The organism is Streptomyces sp. NPDC005496, from assembly GCF_042872045.1.
Taxonomy (GTDB): Bacteria; Actinomycetota; Actinomycetes; order Streptomycetales; family Streptomycetaceae; genus Streptomyces.
Map to the genome: position 1 here is coordinate 1 of NZ_JBIAJQ010000008.1, position 14,751 is coordinate 14,751.

A 14,751-nucleotide genomic window follows, 5' to 3' on the forward strand; every position below is an offset into this window, starting at 1 on the left:
GACAATTCCCGTCTGCCTCGCGACGCCATGCACGCACTCTCGCCGCACCGGGCGCAGACCCAAGTACGTCCAGTACGAGGCTCTACGCCCGGCACTCCCCCAGCCTCCGGCCGGGGGGACCCCCAGAGCACGCACCTGACGCCGCGAGGCCGCCCTCCGGGCGACGACGGGAATTGTCAGACAGGCCCTAGGCCGGGACGTCCCGCGCGCCGCCCTCGTACGGCTGCGGGCCGGTCACCCCGGTCCTCGCAAGGTTCACGCGAACGGGAGCGGGGGCCGCCTGAGGCGGCCCCCGCTCCCGTCGTACCCGAGTCCCGTCAGTCGGTGCCGGGCTCCGCGACCAGTGCCGTCTGCATCAGCCTCGCGCGGCGGCGGGCGATGTGCAGGGCACGGCCCGGAGGGAGGTTCCTGGGCTTCGCGTTGCCGAAGAGGCGGCCCTCCGTGGGCGGGCAGGAGAGCAGCACGGCCGGGTTGTTGGCCTCGTCGAGGCGGCGGATCAGGCCGTCGCTGAGGCCGCGTCCCGCACCCATGGCGCTGCGGGCGACGACCAGGTGCAGACCCATCTCGAAACCGAGCGTCAGGTACTCGAACAGGGGCTCCATGGGGCTCTGGAACGAGCTGCCGGAGACCATGTCGTAGTCGTCGACCAGGATGAACAGCCTCGGTCCCGTCCACCAGTCGCACGTGCGCATGCGGCTGGGCGCGATGTCGGCCCCCGGGACCCGCGTCTTCATGGCCCGGGCGGCGCCCTCGATGGTCTCCTTGAGGTTGTCCAGGGAGATGACGTGCCCGATGCGGTACTCCTCGGGCACGGTGTCCACCAGTGTGCGGCGGTAGTCCACCACGATGATCTTCGCCTCGGCGGGGGAGTAGCGCGAGGTGATGCCCGCCGTGATGTTCCGGAGCAGGTTGGTCTTGCCGCTCTCCGTGTCGCCGACCACGATCAGGTGCGGGGTGCGGCTGAAGTCGTGCCAGACCGGTTCCAGGGCGTCCTGGTCGATGCCCAGTGCCAGGCGCATGCCGCCGCCCTCGGTGGACTCGGGCGCCGGCAGCTCGGCGGCGGGCAGCCGGTGCGGCAGCATCCGGACCTGCGGGGCCGGTGCGCCGGGCCAGTGCCGGGCGACCTCGGTGACCAGGTGGGCGACTCCTTCGCCGAGGTCGTCGAGGGAACCGCTGCCGTCCAGCCTGGGCAGGCCGGCGAGGAAGTGCATCTTGGTGTCGGAGGTGATGCCGCGGCCGCCGCTGCGGGGCACCGAACGGGCCTTGCGGGTGTCGATCTCGGAGTCCATCGGATCACCCATCCGCAGTTCGAGGCGGGTGGCCGACTGGTCGCGGACCTGCGCCGACAGCTCCACCCAGCGGGTGGTGGTGATGAGCAGGTGGATGCCGTAGTTGAGGCCGCGGGCCGCGAGTTCGTTGAACTTCGGGATCAGGTCGTCGTAGTCCTGGCGGACCGTGGACCAGCCGTCGACCACCATGAACACGTCGCCGAACGGCTCGCCGGGGAACTCCCCGGCGGCCCGGCGGCGCCGGTAGGACTGCATCGAGTCGATGGTGTGGTCCACGAAGAACTGCTCGCGCCGGGCCAGCAGCGTCATGACCTCGGCCACCGCGCGGTGCACCCGCTCCGGATTGAGCCGCGCCGCGACCCCGCCGACGTGCGGCAGCGCGGCGAGCTGCGAGAGACCGCCGCCGCCGAAGTCGAGGCAGTAGAACTGGATCTCGGCGGGCGTGTGGGTGAGGGCGAGCGCCCCGATGAGGGTACGGGCGAGCGTGGACTTGCCGCTCTGCGAACCGCCCGCGATGGCGACGTGGCCGCCCGCCCCGGACAGGTCCACGACCAGCGGGTCGCGGCGCTGCTCGAAGGGCTTGTCGACCAGGCCGACCGGAACGCGCAGCTTGCCGGTGCCGCCCCAGCCGGCGGCGGTCAGGCCGCGCTCGGGGTCGACGGTGAGGCCGCCGGGCAGCAGGGCGTCCAGCGGCGACGGCTCGTCCAGCGGCGGCAGCCACACCTGGTGGGCGGCGGGACCGGAGTCGCGCAGCCGGTCCAGGGCGACGGCGAGCAGGGTCTCCTCGTCCTCCTCGCCCTCCTCGGTCTCCGGTTCCGGCTCGGGGGCCGACTCCAGCGTGCGCGGTACGACCCAGCCGCTGGTCCACGGCACCACCTGACTGGCCACCCGGGCCTGCACCACCGCGCCGGTACGCCTGCGGTAGGTGCCCGACGAGTAGGCGGCACGGAACCGGGTCAGCGACTCCACCCCGGACTTCAGGTAGCCGCTGCCGGGCTGCGCCGGGAGCTCGTAGGCGTCCGGCACGCCGAGCACGCCGCGGCTCTCCATGGCGGAGAAGGTGCGCAGGCCGATGCGGTACGAGAGATGGCTCTCCAACTGGTGCATACGGCCCTCGTCCAGGCGCTGCGAGGCGAGCAGCAGGTGCACCCCGAGGGAGCGGCCGAGGCGGCCGATCATCACGAACAGGTCCATGAACTCCCGGTGCGTGGAGAGGAGTTCGCTGAACTCGTCGACGACCACGAAGAGGCTGGGCAGCGGGGTCAGGTCGGCCCCCGCGGCACGGGCGCGCTCGTACTCCAGGGCGGAGGTGTAGTTGCCCGCCGCCCGCAACAGCTCCTGGCGGCGCATGAGTTCACCGTGCAGAGCGTCCTGCATGCGCTCCACCAGAGCGACCTCGTCGGCGAGGTTGGTGATGACGGCGGAGGTGTGCGGCAGTTCCTCCAGGCCCAGGAAGGTGGCGCCGCCCTTGAAGTCGACCAGGACGAAGTTCAGGGTCTCGGAGGAGTTGGTCAGCGCGAGACCGAGCACGAGCGTGCGCAGCAGCTCGCTCTTTCCGGAGCCGGTGGCGCCGATGAGCATGCCATGCGGGCCCATGCCGCCCTGCGCGGACTCCTTGATGTCGAGTTCCACCGGGCGGCCGTCCACGCCGACCGCCACCGGGACCCGCAGCCGCCCGGCTCCGGTGTGCCGTGCGAAGAGCGTGGCCGGGTCGTGCCGGTGCAGGTCGGGAATGCCGAGCAGCGTGGTCAGTTCGACGTCGGCGTCCAGCGGCTGCGCGATGTCGGTGCCCAGGCTGATCCGGCGCGAGGTGAGCAGCCGGGCCAGCGACTCGGCGCCGAGCGGGCCGAGCCGGTCGGGGCGCCCGAGCGGCACGGAGCGCTCCTTGCGGCTGCGGTCGGTGCGCACCAGGTTCACCCGCTGGGGACCGACGGTCAGCCGCAGCGTGTTGCGTCCGGGCCGCCAGCGCAGCGCGCCGGACACGTCGAGGACGACGGCGTTGCGGTAGCCGTGCCCCTCCCAGCGATGACCCTCGGGCACGGTGACGCCGTCCAGGACGACGACGGTGAAGGGCTCGTCACGTCCGGGGCGGCCGTCCGGGTCGAAACCCGGGCGCTCGGCGAACTCGGCGCCGAGCAGGTCGTCCAGCTCGGTCAGGTCGGCGGTGATCCGGCGGACCTGGCCGGCGCCGTCCTCCTCCTGCGGATGCAGCGCGTGCGGCAGCCACTTGACCCACTCCCAGTCGGGGCGGCGCTCGTCGCTGACGCAGATCGCGAGCCACAGCTCCTCGGGCGCGTGGAACACCGCGAGCTGGGCGAGCGCGGCGCGTACGAGGGAACGTACGGCGTCGGCCGGGTCCTGAGCCGGGGCGCCGCCCGCGGTCCTGGCCTCGCCCGGGTTCGCGTTCGGCGCGACGCCCGGCTCGGCGGACGCCTGCGTGGTGGTGTCCTCGGGGCGCAGCAGGATCCGCGCGGACGACCGCAGGTACAGGCCGAGCGGCTGGTCCGGGACGGTGGAGTAGGCGCGGATGAAGCGGCGCAGGGCGTGCGCGCACAGCGGTTCGAGGTCCTCGACCGGGCGGGTGGAGACCGGCTGCAGGGTGAGCGCGAGCTGCTGTTCACCGACCGCGAGCCGGGCCTCGCCGAAGTCCTCGTCGGTCGGGCGGCGCTCCCACAGCCGCGAGGTGCGGGCCAGGGAGCGCAGCGAGGCGGGGTCCGGGTGGCGCCAGGCGAGCGCCCGCTGCTGCTCCACGATGGTGGACCGGACCCGCTTGCGGGTCTGCGCCAGGTAGCGGAGGTAGTCGCGGCGCTCGCCCTTCAGCCGCTGCTTGCGCTCGCTGGAGCGGCGCATCAGCTGCCCCAGCAGCATCGCACCGGCGGAGAGCGCCATGACACCCATCGCCAGATACATGAAGACGCCGTTCCCGCCGCCGGGGCGCAGGAACATCAGCATCATCGACACCGACATGAGCGCCATCGGCAAATAGGTCCATATCGCCGAGGTGTCGGGCACCGTCTCGGCGAGGACCGGTGGCTCCTGAAGGGTCAATTGGCCCTCGGGCATCTCCGGTCCGCGTCTACGGGCCGGCCGGCGAAACAGCACCACACTCAAGGAACGAAACCTCCGGTTTCACTGGCTTTCCGGCCCGCGCCGAATACCGGCGCACCCGGCAGCGGGAAAGACCGTACCGGGCTCATTCTCCGGACCGCGCGTCATGCGGTGAACGCCGGGGTGAATGTTTCGAGCTGATGGCGGCGACGGTCAACTCCCGTGAAGGACAACTCCATACCGGACATCGAGTCCGGTCCGCAGCTCGATCCGGCGGGCGCAGGCAGTAGTCTGCATTCACGGAACGCGGCCTGTCCATCTGTCCATGCGGGAGAGACGGTCGCCGGCGGCGCGGACACAACTCTGCTGTTTCGTACCCCCCGTTCGCCCCCGCGCCGGCCTTCCGTACTCTTCGCAGGTGCCCCCTCCCGGGGAAGTCCTCGTGCCAAAGCCCCCACGGAAGACGAGAGTTCAGCTGATGACCGACAGCGCTGTGGCCGAACTGTGCCGCCTGACCGTACGTGCGCCGAGCGTCTCCGTCGATCTGGCCGTACCCGCCGACGTGCCGGTCGCCGATCTCCTGCCCACACTGCTGCGCTACGTCGGCGAGGAGGCCGAGGAGGCGGGCCTCGACCACGCCGGCTGGGTGCTCCAGCAGCTCGGCGACGCCCCGCTCGACGAGGAGACCACCCTCACCCGTGCCGGGCTCTCCGACGGCGCCGTGCTCTACCTGCGCCCGCACACCGAGGCGCTGCCCGAGGCGCGGCTCGACGACCTGGTCGACGGGATAGCCGACACCGCGGGCCGCAAGCTGCACACCTGGCACCCCGGAGCGGCCCGCGGACTCCTGGTCGGCACGGCGGTGGCCACCGTCGCCGCCGCGCTCGCCCTGGTGCTCTGGCCCGGGGCGACCGGCTCCGGCCGACTCCAGGTCGCCTTCGCGGCCGTCACCGGGCTGCTGCTGCTCGCGGGCGCCGGCTCGGCCAGCCGCGCCGTCGGTGACCGCCTGTCCGCCACCGCGCTCGCCCTGCTGGTCGCGCCCTGCCTGGCCCTCGCCGGCTGGCTGCTGCCCGGCGGCGACCTGACCGGCCCGGACGCCGCCCAGGTCGCGGGCGCGCGGCTGCTCGCCGCGGGCGCGGCCGGCGCGGGCGGCGCGGTCCTCGCGCTCGCCGCCACGGCCGTCGGCGCCCCGGCCCTCTTCGCCACCGCGGTGGTCTCGGTGGCGACCGCCGTCGCCGGCGCCCTGATCGGGTACTCCGGCCTGAGCGTGCCCGCCTCGGCGGCCCTGGTGGCTACCGTGGTCGCGCTCGCCGCCGGAGCGGTGGCACCCTTCGCCTTCAAACTGGCCGGCATGCGGCTGCCCTCCCTGCCGTCCTCCGCCGCGCAGCTCCAGGAGGGCATCGAGCCCTACGCGGGCGACGAGGTCGCCGAGCGCACCGAACTGGCCGGACGCTGGGTCACCGCGCTCTTCGCCGCCACCGGCGTCATCGCCGCGGCCGCCCTGGCCGTCCTGACCGAGCGGCCGAACCTGCCCGAGGTGCTGACCGCGCTCGGACTGAGCCTGCTGCTGCTCCTGCACTCCCGCGGGCTCGTGCACATCGGCCAGCGGCTGACCCTCGCGGTGCCCGGCGTCTGGGGGCTGCTGCTGCTCGCCCGCGCCTGGGCGGCGGACCACGACGGCGACGGACGCGCGGTGGTCTTCGCGGTGCTGCTCGCCGCCGCGGCCGCCCTCGTGATCGCCGCCTGGACGGTGCCCGGCCGCCGGATGCTGCCGTACTGGGGCCGCGCGGCCGAACTGGCCCACACCGGCCTCGCGGTGGCGCTGCTGCCGCTCGCGCTGTGGGCGGCCGGGCTCTTCGGCTGGCTGCGCGGCCTGTTCGGCTGAGCGCACCCTCGTACGCCGGCACGACAAGGAGTTGAGGAGAGGCCGTGCAGTCCAAGAGAGACCAGGTACACGCCCACACGTTCATGATGGGCCGGCTCAGTTCGAGCCTGCTCATGGCCGACCCGGACGCCCCGGAGAGTCCGCTCGGGCGCACCACCCGCGGCGTGGTCTTCGGGGTCCTGGTCACCGTCCTGATCGGCGCGGGCGCCACCGTCTACGGCCTGCTGCGCCCCGGTGGGAACGACGGCTGGCGTGACGGCGAGCACCTGGTGGTCAACCGCGACACCGGCGCCCGGTACCTGTGGACGGGCACCGACGGCGTACTGCACCCGGTGCGCAACTACGCCTCCGCGAAGCTGATCGGCGGCTCCGACCTCGCGACCGCCGACGTACGCACCCCCTCGCTGCAGGGCGTCCCGGTGGGCGCCCCGGTCGGCATCCCCGGCGCCCCGGACGTCGTGCCCGAGCCAGGCCAACTCGACGACGGCCCCTGGCACATGTGCGTCACCGGACCGGACGGGGCCCTGCCCGACACCTCGGGTGCCGTGACGACCGGCGGAGTGGGCAAGCCGGGCGCGACCACCGTGGCGGCCGGTACGTCCCTGGACTCCCGCGCCATCGGCCGCGACCGCGGTGTGCTGGTGAGCGGGCCGGGCGGCACGGAGTACCTGGTGTGGCGCGGAAGCCGACTGCCGCTGGACCGCGACTCCGACGCCCGCAACGCCCTCGGCTACGGCTCCCGCGAGCCGATGCCGGTCTCGGCGGCCTTCCTCGACGCGCTGGCCCCCGGCCCCGTCCTGAAGCCGCCGGCCGTCCCGGGACGCGGTGAGGAGGGCCCCGTCCTCGGAGGAGAGGCCAGCAGGATCGGCCAGCTGTTCAAGATCAGCGTGCCCGGCGGCGACAGCACCTACCACCTGCTGCGCAAGGACGGCCTGGTGCCGCTGACCCGGCTCGGCGCCGCCCTCGTCCTCGGCGACCCGGCCACCCAGAAGGACGCCTACGAGGGACGGTCGCCCGAGGTGCGTACGCTCGGCGCGGACGCGCTGCGCGAACACCGGGCGAAGGACTCCGGCGACGCCGCATCCGCGGAACTGCCGGACGCGCCGCCCCTCCCGCAGTCCGCGGAGCGCGGCACGGCCCTCTGCGCACAGGTCGACGGCGACAACGGCGGCGTACGGATCAGGTCGGTGCTGGTCCCGCTGGACCGGCTCGCCCCCGTCGCGGTGTCGCAGGGCACCTCCCAGCCGCTCGAACCGGCCTGTGTCCCGACGGATGCCACGGTCGTACGGCCCGGGCACGGCGCCCTGGTGCGGGCGCTGCACGCGAGCGGCGCGGCGCACGGCTCCACCACCTACCTGGTGGCGGAGAACGGCGTGAAGTACCGGGTGTCCGCCAAGGAGTCGCTGGCGGCGCTCGGGTACGAGGCCTCGGACATCGCCTCGGTCCCGGCCCCGCTGCTCGCGGCCTTCCCCACCGGCGCGGACCTCGACCCGGCCGCCGCCTCCGGCGCCATGGAGCCCAGGGTCACGGCTCCGGAGTGCGGCGACGCCGGCCGCTCGAAGAAGGCGGGGAAGAGTGAGGAGGCGGACAAGGCGGGCGAGGCGAGCAATGCGGTCCCGGCGGACACCGGCTCACCGAACTGACACCGCGCACCGATTCCGGCAAGAAACGCATACGGGTCACGGAAAGGGGCCGGTCGGGGGCCGGCGAAGGAAAAAAGTCAGGCCGAAATCGGCGCCGAATGGCGTGAATTCGCCAGTGCCGTCGTGCCTCACGATGCCGGTCACCCGGAGAAAGCTCAGAAGAAGCTCAAATTACTCGGCCGGTGTACGCGTCCCTGGATTCCCGCGGATGCGCGCACAAAGCCGGGTCGGGCCTTCCCCGTGACCGTTCGGTCCCTTCGTGTGCCCGCTTTCTGCCCGCTTCGCGAGTCGGCGCGGGCAGTTCGCGTCCGGCTTCTCCCGGCGATCGCGCCCACCTGTTCATCCGGCTGCAACGCTCGCACAACTCCGTTGCCATGCAAGCGAATTCCGGCGGACCGGCTCTTGCTCACATCTTCCTGCACGCATTGCGCGGAACCCTGTTTTCTCTTTAGCCTCAGCAGGCAACGGTGCGTTGAGACGCGCCTGAACGAAGGGAGCGTGACATGGCGGACAGCGCCGCGAGGAAAGCGGACTATGCCAAGGGCTTGGGGGGCGTCTCCTCCCTGGAGACGGCCCGCGACCAGGTCGAGAAAACGCAGAACAACGTCGCCGAGATCGCCGCGCGTTCCGGCGTCGGCGGCGACGAGGGCCAGGCCCTGCTGAAGCTCTTCCGCAGCTGGAACGCCGAGGCGCAGAAGGTCGTCATCCAGATCAGCACGATGATCGACGCGCTCCAGGAGAACGTGACCTCCGCCAACCGCCTGGCGAAGGAGAACCAGGACCTGACCGAGGTTCTCAACAGCAAGACCAGCCAGGGCGTCTTCGAAGCACTGAGCTGAACCACCCGCGGTAACGGCCCCCTTAGGTGCGGCCGGACTTCGTGAGCTTCCCGGGCCCCGCGCCCGGCCTTCGAGAGGAGACGTCATGGCCGACGGCATCATCGACGTGCAGTACCCCAAGGTCCAGCAGGCCATCGAGGAACTGATGGACCAGACCCAGGTCATCATCAACACCCTCAACAACCTGGAGGACGAGCTCAAGCCGCTCGTCAGCACCTGGGAGGGCGCGGACCAGGAGCAGTACCGCGTGGTCCAGGCGGAGTGGGACAACGCCACCAAGAACATGGCCCGGCTTCTCGGTGACAACGGCGAGCTGATCCGCACCATCCACGACAACCACTCCCGTGACGAGCGCAGGAGCGCCGACAACTGGGGCAACGTACGCGCCCGTTGAGCCCACGGCCCCCGGGCCCGCCCGTGGCCGCCCTTCCGTCCTGAGGGCGCGGCCCCGGCGTCGCGTGCGTGCGACGGGGAACGCCGGGACCGCCCGCACGGCGACGTCATGCGGGCGGTCCGAGGCGGCCCCCGTGCGATGGGCCGCGGCCGGGCCCGTGCGGGCCTCCGCGGCCCAGCGCCGGGCCTTCCCCGCCCGGGCCGTCCCGTACCCCCGTCCGGCATCTAGCAGCAGGAGATCGTCCCATGGCCGGTGACAAGGCCGACGTCAAGCATTTCGACCTCAAGCAGATGGAGAACTTCCGGGACAACGAGGTACAGCCGGTCTACACCGCCGCGAAGAAGCACCGGGAGGAGGGCGACGGCGCCAGCATCCGCCCGCTCGGCCACCTCGTCGACGGACACACCACCCCGGACAACCTCGCGCAGGACAAACAGCTCCTGCGCATCGGCAAGATGGTCACCGACCCGCTGGTCTCGGGTCCGAAGCTGGTCGAGGGCGTGCGCACCGCGGCCGAGGCCATCGACAAGCTGCTCGGCGACCAGATGGACCTGTTCAAGGAGCTGAAGGAAGCGCTCACGGACACCATCGAGGAAGCCAACAAGACCAAGGACAAGAACCTCGGGGCGATCGACGCGCAGACGCTGCTCCAGACCTTCGAAGAGGTCGACACGCTCACCGCCGGCAGCCCGGAGGAAGAGGACTGACCCCGCGCGCACCCCGGCGGCGGACACCGACGCCGGCCGGCGCGCGATCCCCGTAAGAGACACACGCCCGCGCAGCCGTACGAAGACGCGCTGTGCCGGCCCGTACGACAACCGACCAGAAAGGGCGCCCGGTGGCCGATCGGTACGATCCCAACTCCGTCGCCAACCTCGACAAGTTCGACAACGCCGGCGACCCGTCGAGCGACACCTGGGCCACCCTGGTCACCCACATCACGGGCTATCCCGTGCCGGACCGCAACACCGTCTTCGACACCCTGCGCTCCGACCACGGCGGCAAGCTCTTCCGGATGGACATCAAGGAGCGCAGTCTCAGCCTGCTCGTCAAGGACTCCGGCTTCCTGACGAACAAGGGCGAGGACTACGACATCTGGTTCTTCGACAGCGGCAAGAAGCGGTCGATCATGCAGGCCCGGATCGTCTTCGAGGGCCGCGTGAAGGCGGGCGAGGAGATCATCTTCGCCGGGCCGGGCTCGGACAACGTCAACGACGCCCAGGTCCGTGAGGGCAACGAGTTCACGGACTACAACAAGGACAAGATGTCCACGATCCCGCTCGCCCGGTACATGAACGGGCCGCGGACGGCGCTCCTCGAACTGCTGAAGGGCGGCACCCAGAACGCCCGGTTCAGCAACCTGAGCGTGGGCGGCAGCGACGCGGTGGACCTGAACTCCTTCAACACGACGGGCGAGTCCTTCGACTACGCCGCCAAGTTCTTCCGGGACCACGCGGTCGTCCTCAAGGACTGGGAGGACCGGTTCGGCAAGGACGACGCCAGCTGGAAGGGCGAGGCGGCGGAGGTCTTCCGGAGCCTGCTGAAGAAGATCCGCGAGAACTACGACAGTTACATCGAGACCTTCGACTCCTCCGCCGGCACCGGCGAGGAGACCGGCACCGGCAACACCGTGTACTCGCGTGCGCTGTCGCTCGGCCGCAAGTACCTCCAGGACTCGGCCACCAAACTGCTGGACGCGTGGCTGGCCTGGGCCAAGTCCTCGTACTACGACCCGCATCAGGTCCTGCGGTACGTCCTGGACGACCTCGCCCAGTGGGTGGACGCCAACAACGTCGCCAAGACTGACATCACGTCGACGACCAACCGCTACACCACGACCGTCCGGCACAGCCCGCAGGGCGGTTTCTCGCAGGTGCACCCGGAGTACGGCGACCTGACGGACATCGCCAACTGGGCGAAGGTCGGCGACAAGGCGGTCAAGATCTGGACCCAGGGCGTCGACGAGTACCTCGGCAAGCCCGCCGCCCAGGTGCAGTCGGCCCTGAACAACCACTTCCTCGAACTCGGCGAGACCTTCTCGGACAACGTGCCCAAACCGAAGTCGACCAGCACGGCCTCGGAGGAGTACAAGGACAAGAAGCTCAAGGAGGAACAGGACGAGATCAGGAAGCAGAACGAGGAGAACAAGAAGTACCAGGACGAGCTGCGGGAGGAGCAGAACCGACAGCGCGAGGAGGACAAGAAGTACCAGGACGAACTCCGCGCCGAGCAGAACCGGCAGCGGGAGGAGGACAAGAAGTACCAGGACGAGCTGCGGGAGGAACAGAACCGGCAGCGCGACGAGGACAAGAAGTACCAGGACGAACTCCGCGAGGAGCAGAAGAAGGAGCAGGACGAGGCCAAGCGCCTCCAGGAGGACCTGCGCAACGAGCAGAACCAGCAGCGCGACGAGGACAAGAAGTACCAGGACGAACTCCGCGAGGAGCAGAAGAAGGAGCAGGAGGAGGCCAGGCGCGAGGCCGAGGAGCAGGCCAAGGAGGTCAAGGAGAGCCTCGGCGGCATCAACGACCCGAACGCCGTCACCGAGCAGAACCTCGACGGCCTCGACGACCTGCTGAACCAGAACAACCCGGTCACCGAGTCCCAGGGCGACCTCGGCGACATCAACGGCGCCGGACAGGGCCAGACCGACCTGGGCCCGGTCACCCAGAGCCTCGGCAACCTCGGCGGGCTGAACGCCGGTGGCGGCTCCCTCAAGACGCCGACCGGCGCGAACACCCAGGCCGACGGAGGCAAGCTCACCACCGACTTCCCGGACGGCAGCAGCACCTCCTTCGACCCGGACAGCGGGGTGCTCACCACCACCTCGCCGGACGGGACGGTGACCACGCAGGATCTGGGTGACGGTCTGAAGGTGACGAACCCGGACGGCTCGGTGACGTCGCTCGGTGACGACGGCAAGCTGACGACGACGTTCCCGGACGGCACCACGCAGACCGTCGACCCCGCGACGGGCCAGGCGGTCACGACCAACCCGGACGGCAGCACCACCACGACCGACCTGGGCAGCCTCACCGACCTCAACGGCAGCCTCAACGGCGACGGTGTGCTCCAGGGCCCGACCGGTGCCGACACCCAGCTGAACAACGCGGGTGACCTGACCACCGACTTCCCGGACGGCAGCACCACGTCGTTCGACCCGGACAGCGGGCTGCTGACCACCACCTCGCCGGACGGGACGGTGACCACGCAGGATCTGGGTGACGGTCTGAAGGTGACGAACCCGGACGGTTCGGTGACGTCGCTCGGTGACGACGGCAAGCTGACGACGACGTTCCCGGACGGCACCACGCAGACCGTCGACCCCTCGACGGGCCAGGCGGTCACCACCGACCCGGACGGCAGGACCACCACCGAGAACCTGGGCAACCTCGGCGACCTCAACAGCCAGAGCAGCCTCGGTGATCTGAACGACCTGAACGGTCTCGGCGACCTGGGCGACCTCGGCTCGGACGTGACCACCGAGACGATCGGTGACCTCGGGGACATCAACGGCGGCCAGTCCGGCCTGGAGACCCCGACCGGCGGTCACACGGCACTCGACGACAGCGGTGACTTCACCACCACCTTCGCGGACGGCAGCAGCACCTCCTTCGACCCGGACAACGGGATGCTCACCACCACCGACGCGGACGGCACCACCACGACCACCGACCTCACCCACGGGGCGAGGGTGACCAACCCGGACGGTTCCACCACCCTCCTGGACAACGGCCAGCTGACCACCACCTTCCCGGACGGCAGCAAGCAGGTCATCGACCCCGACACGGGCATCGCCACGGTCACCGACCCGCAGGGCCACACCGAGCGGGTGGACCTGCACGACCTCAACTCGCCGTCCGGTCGCGACAGCTCGCACATCCTCGACGGTCTCGGCGGCCTGAACACGGGCGGCGGGACCACCTCGCGCGACGTACCGCTCTCCGAACTCGGCCTCGGCGGCGGCGTGGGCGGCGGGGCCTCGGGCGGCGGCCTCTCGGGCGGGGACTCGCTGTCCTCGGACCTCTTCGGCGCGTCCGGCGGCACCCCTCTCTCGGAGGGGACGGCCGCACCGCTCGGCGCCGCCTCCCCGGCGCCCGGCGTACCGGGCGCCCCGGGTACGCCGGGCAGCCCCGGTATGCCGATGGGCGGAGGCATGGGCGGCATGGGCGCGGGCGGCGACAAGGGCAACGGCGAGCGGGTGCGCGCCGTCCTGGTCGACGCGGCCGAGGAGAGCGAACGCCGCAACCGCCGCCGGCGCAGCCCGTGGAACCGCCAGGAGGACAACGACACCTTCCTCGCCCCGTCCCGGGTCAGCACCACCGGCGGCGACTCCACCGAGGAGGAGGCACAGCCGGGACGCAGGTCCACCTCCTCCGCCGACTACCTGGAGGAGGACGAGGACGTGTGGGGCACCGAGGAGGGCGGCACTCCTGCCGTCATCGGCCGGTGACCGGCGTGCGGACAGGGCACGACCGGATCGGGGAGACGTATCCCACCCGGTCCCGGCTTCCCCGGACGTGCCCTCACCAGGCAAGATCAGTACGGCAGTTGAAGAACCCGGAACCGGGGCCGGCGCACGAGGCGGACGCGGGGAGCCTGCGGGCGGACGCGCCGTTCGCACGGCGGGTCGTACGGACCGGACCTCCGGGCGCCCGCACCGGTCGACGGGCGGGCATGCACACAGAACGAGCAGGAAGGGCGGAGCGGGCGTGACGGAACCGCTGGAGAAGCGCCTGGAGAAGGCGATGGCCGAACTCCAGGCCGCCCAGGAGGCGGTCGCGCGCACCGAACGCGAGCTGCGGCAGGCGTCGTTCGCGGTGCTCTCCTCCGACCGCGCGGTCCGTGCCAGGGTGGGCCCCCAAGGAGAGCTCACCGGGATCGAGTTCCTGGAGAACAAGTACCGGGACATGTCCGCTCAGGAACTGGCGGCCAGCGTCCTGGAAGCGGCGAACGCGGCACGCGTGAAGATGAACCGGCATGTGATGAAGGCGATGGCGCCCTTCACCGAGCCCAGCAGCGACGTGCCGGAACTCAAGGGCTTCGAGGTGGACTGGGAGCGGATCTTCGGTCCCGAGGTCCTGCGCGAGGACGACGAGGACACGGTGCGCGGCGGCGAGGCCACCCCCGCCTGGCGGGACGCGCTCGGCGAGGACGGGGAGGACTGACGATGGGGCAGCGCTACTACGTGGACCCGCAGCGCATCGAGGCGCTGGCAGGTCAGCTGGAGGAGATCGGCACGCTGGCCAGGAGCATGACGGAGGAGTTCCTCGACGAACTGGCCCCTACCGTCAAGTGGCCCGGCAACGAGGGGGAGTTCGCCGAGAAGGCCAAGCCGCAGGAGCAGAAGGAGCGGCAGACCACCAAGGACACCATGATGTCCATCCGTGACGCCCTGGTGGGCATCACCGACGCCACGCTCAGCCAGGTCCGGCTGATGAAGACCACCCGTGACGGCAACATCGAGGCGATCGAGCAGAACAACCGGGAGCTCGACACCCACGGTCTGGACGGCAACGGCGGCCCGGGCGGGCATGGCCGCCGCTGACCCGACCGCCGTCGGCCGCTCCCGCACCACGCCGGGAGCGGCCACGCCGTGCTGCCCGAACTCCCTCCGGGGCGGCGGGCGATGAGGATGACGACGCCGGGCGCG

9 protein-coding genes are annotated in these 14,751 nt (G+C 71.3%); 8 read left to right on the forward strand and 1 reads right to left on the reverse strand.

All coding sequences use genetic code 11. From position 1 onward, the window contains the following. Positions 1-317: 317 nt before the first annotated feature. Positions 318-4,352, reverse strand: a complete 4,035-nt coding sequence (gene eccCa, locus ACFYQQ_RS24080) for a type VII secretion protein EccCa (protein WP_388905052.1) — start codon at positions 4,350-4,352, stop codon at positions 318-320. A gap of 463 nt (positions 4,353-4,815) precedes the next feature. On the opposite strand from eccCa, the gene eccD reads away from it, so the two are divergent. The 8 genes from eccD (at position 4,816) to ACFYQQ_RS24120 (ending at position 14,646) form a co-directional block, all read left to right on the forward strand. Then, on the forward strand, positions 4,816-6,222 hold the full coding sequence (eccD, locus tag ACFYQQ_RS24085; protein WP_388905053.1) for a type VII secretion integral membrane protein EccD: 1,407 nt from the start codon (positions 4,816-4,818) through the stop codon (positions 6,220-6,222). A 44-nt stretch (positions 6,223-6,266) separates the two neighbouring features. Next, positions 6,267-7,865: a type VII secretion protein EccB gene (eccB, locus tag ACFYQQ_RS24090; RefSeq protein ID WP_356239751.1), complete on the forward strand. Its 1,599-nt coding sequence runs from the start codon at positions 6,267-6,269 to the stop codon at positions 7,863-7,865. 503 nt (positions 7,866-8,368) lie between these two features. Next, on the forward strand, positions 8,369-8,704 hold the full coding sequence (locus ACFYQQ_RS24095) for a hypothetical protein (protein ID WP_121409269.1): 336 nt from the start codon (positions 8,369-8,371) through the stop codon (positions 8,702-8,704). 85 nt (positions 8,705-8,789) lie between these two features. After that, positions 8,790-9,098 carry a WXG100 family type VII secretion target gene (locus ACFYQQ_RS24100; RefSeq protein ID WP_356168180.1) on the forward strand — a complete coding sequence of 103 codons (309 nt, stop codon included), beginning with the start codon at positions 8,790-8,792 and terminating at the stop codon, positions 9,096-9,098. Positions 9,099-9,343: 245 nt separating this feature from the next. Further along, positions 9,344-9,805, forward strand: a complete 462-nt coding sequence (locus tag ACFYQQ_RS24105; RefSeq protein ID WP_355791817.1) for a type VII secretion system-associated protein — start codon at positions 9,344-9,346, stop codon at positions 9,803-9,805. Positions 9,806-9,936: 131 nt separating this feature from the next. Next, positions 9,937-13,551: an AAWKG family protein gene (locus tag ACFYQQ_RS24110; RefSeq protein ID WP_388905054.1), complete on the forward strand. Its 3,615-nt coding sequence runs from the start codon at positions 9,937-9,939 to the stop codon at positions 13,549-13,551. Between the two features lie 259 nt (positions 13,552-13,810). Then, positions 13,811-14,266 (forward strand): YbaB/EbfC family nucleoid-associated protein, encoded by a 456-nt coding sequence (locus tag ACFYQQ_RS24115; protein WP_355783185.1) that lies wholly within the window; start codon positions 13,811-13,813, stop codon positions 14,264-14,266. Positions 14,267-14,268: 2 nt separating this feature from the next. Next, positions 14,269-14,646, forward strand: a complete 378-nt coding sequence (locus ACFYQQ_RS24120; protein ID WP_355783182.1) for a hypothetical protein — start codon at positions 14,269-14,271, stop codon at positions 14,644-14,646. Positions 14,647-14,751 lie beyond the last annotated feature (105 nt).

Bases quoted from the DNA above. Each gene is read 5' to 3' on its own strand.
- eccCa (WP_388905052.1), bottom strand. From the start codon at position 4,352: ATGCCCGAGGGCCAATTGACCCTTCAGGAGCCACCGGTCCTCGCCGAG.
- eccD (WP_388905053.1), top strand. From the start codon at position 4,816: ATGACCGACAGCGCTGTGGCCGAACTGTGCCGCCTGACCGTACGTGCG.
- ACFYQQ_RS24095 (WP_121409269.1), top strand. From the start codon at position 8,369: ATGGCGGACAGCGCCGCGAGGAAAGCGGACTATGCCAAGGGCTTGGGG.
- ACFYQQ_RS24100 (WP_356168180.1), top strand. From the start codon at position 8,790: ATGGCCGACGGCATCATCGACGTGCAGTACCCCAAGGTCCAGCAGGCC.
- ACFYQQ_RS24105 (WP_355791817.1), top strand. From the start codon at position 9,344: ATGGCCGGTGACAAGGCCGACGTCAAGCATTTCGACCTCAAGCAGATG.
- ACFYQQ_RS24120 (WP_355783182.1), top strand. From the start codon at position 14,269: ATGGGGCAGCGCTACTACGTGGACCCGCAGCGCATCGAGGCGCTGGCA.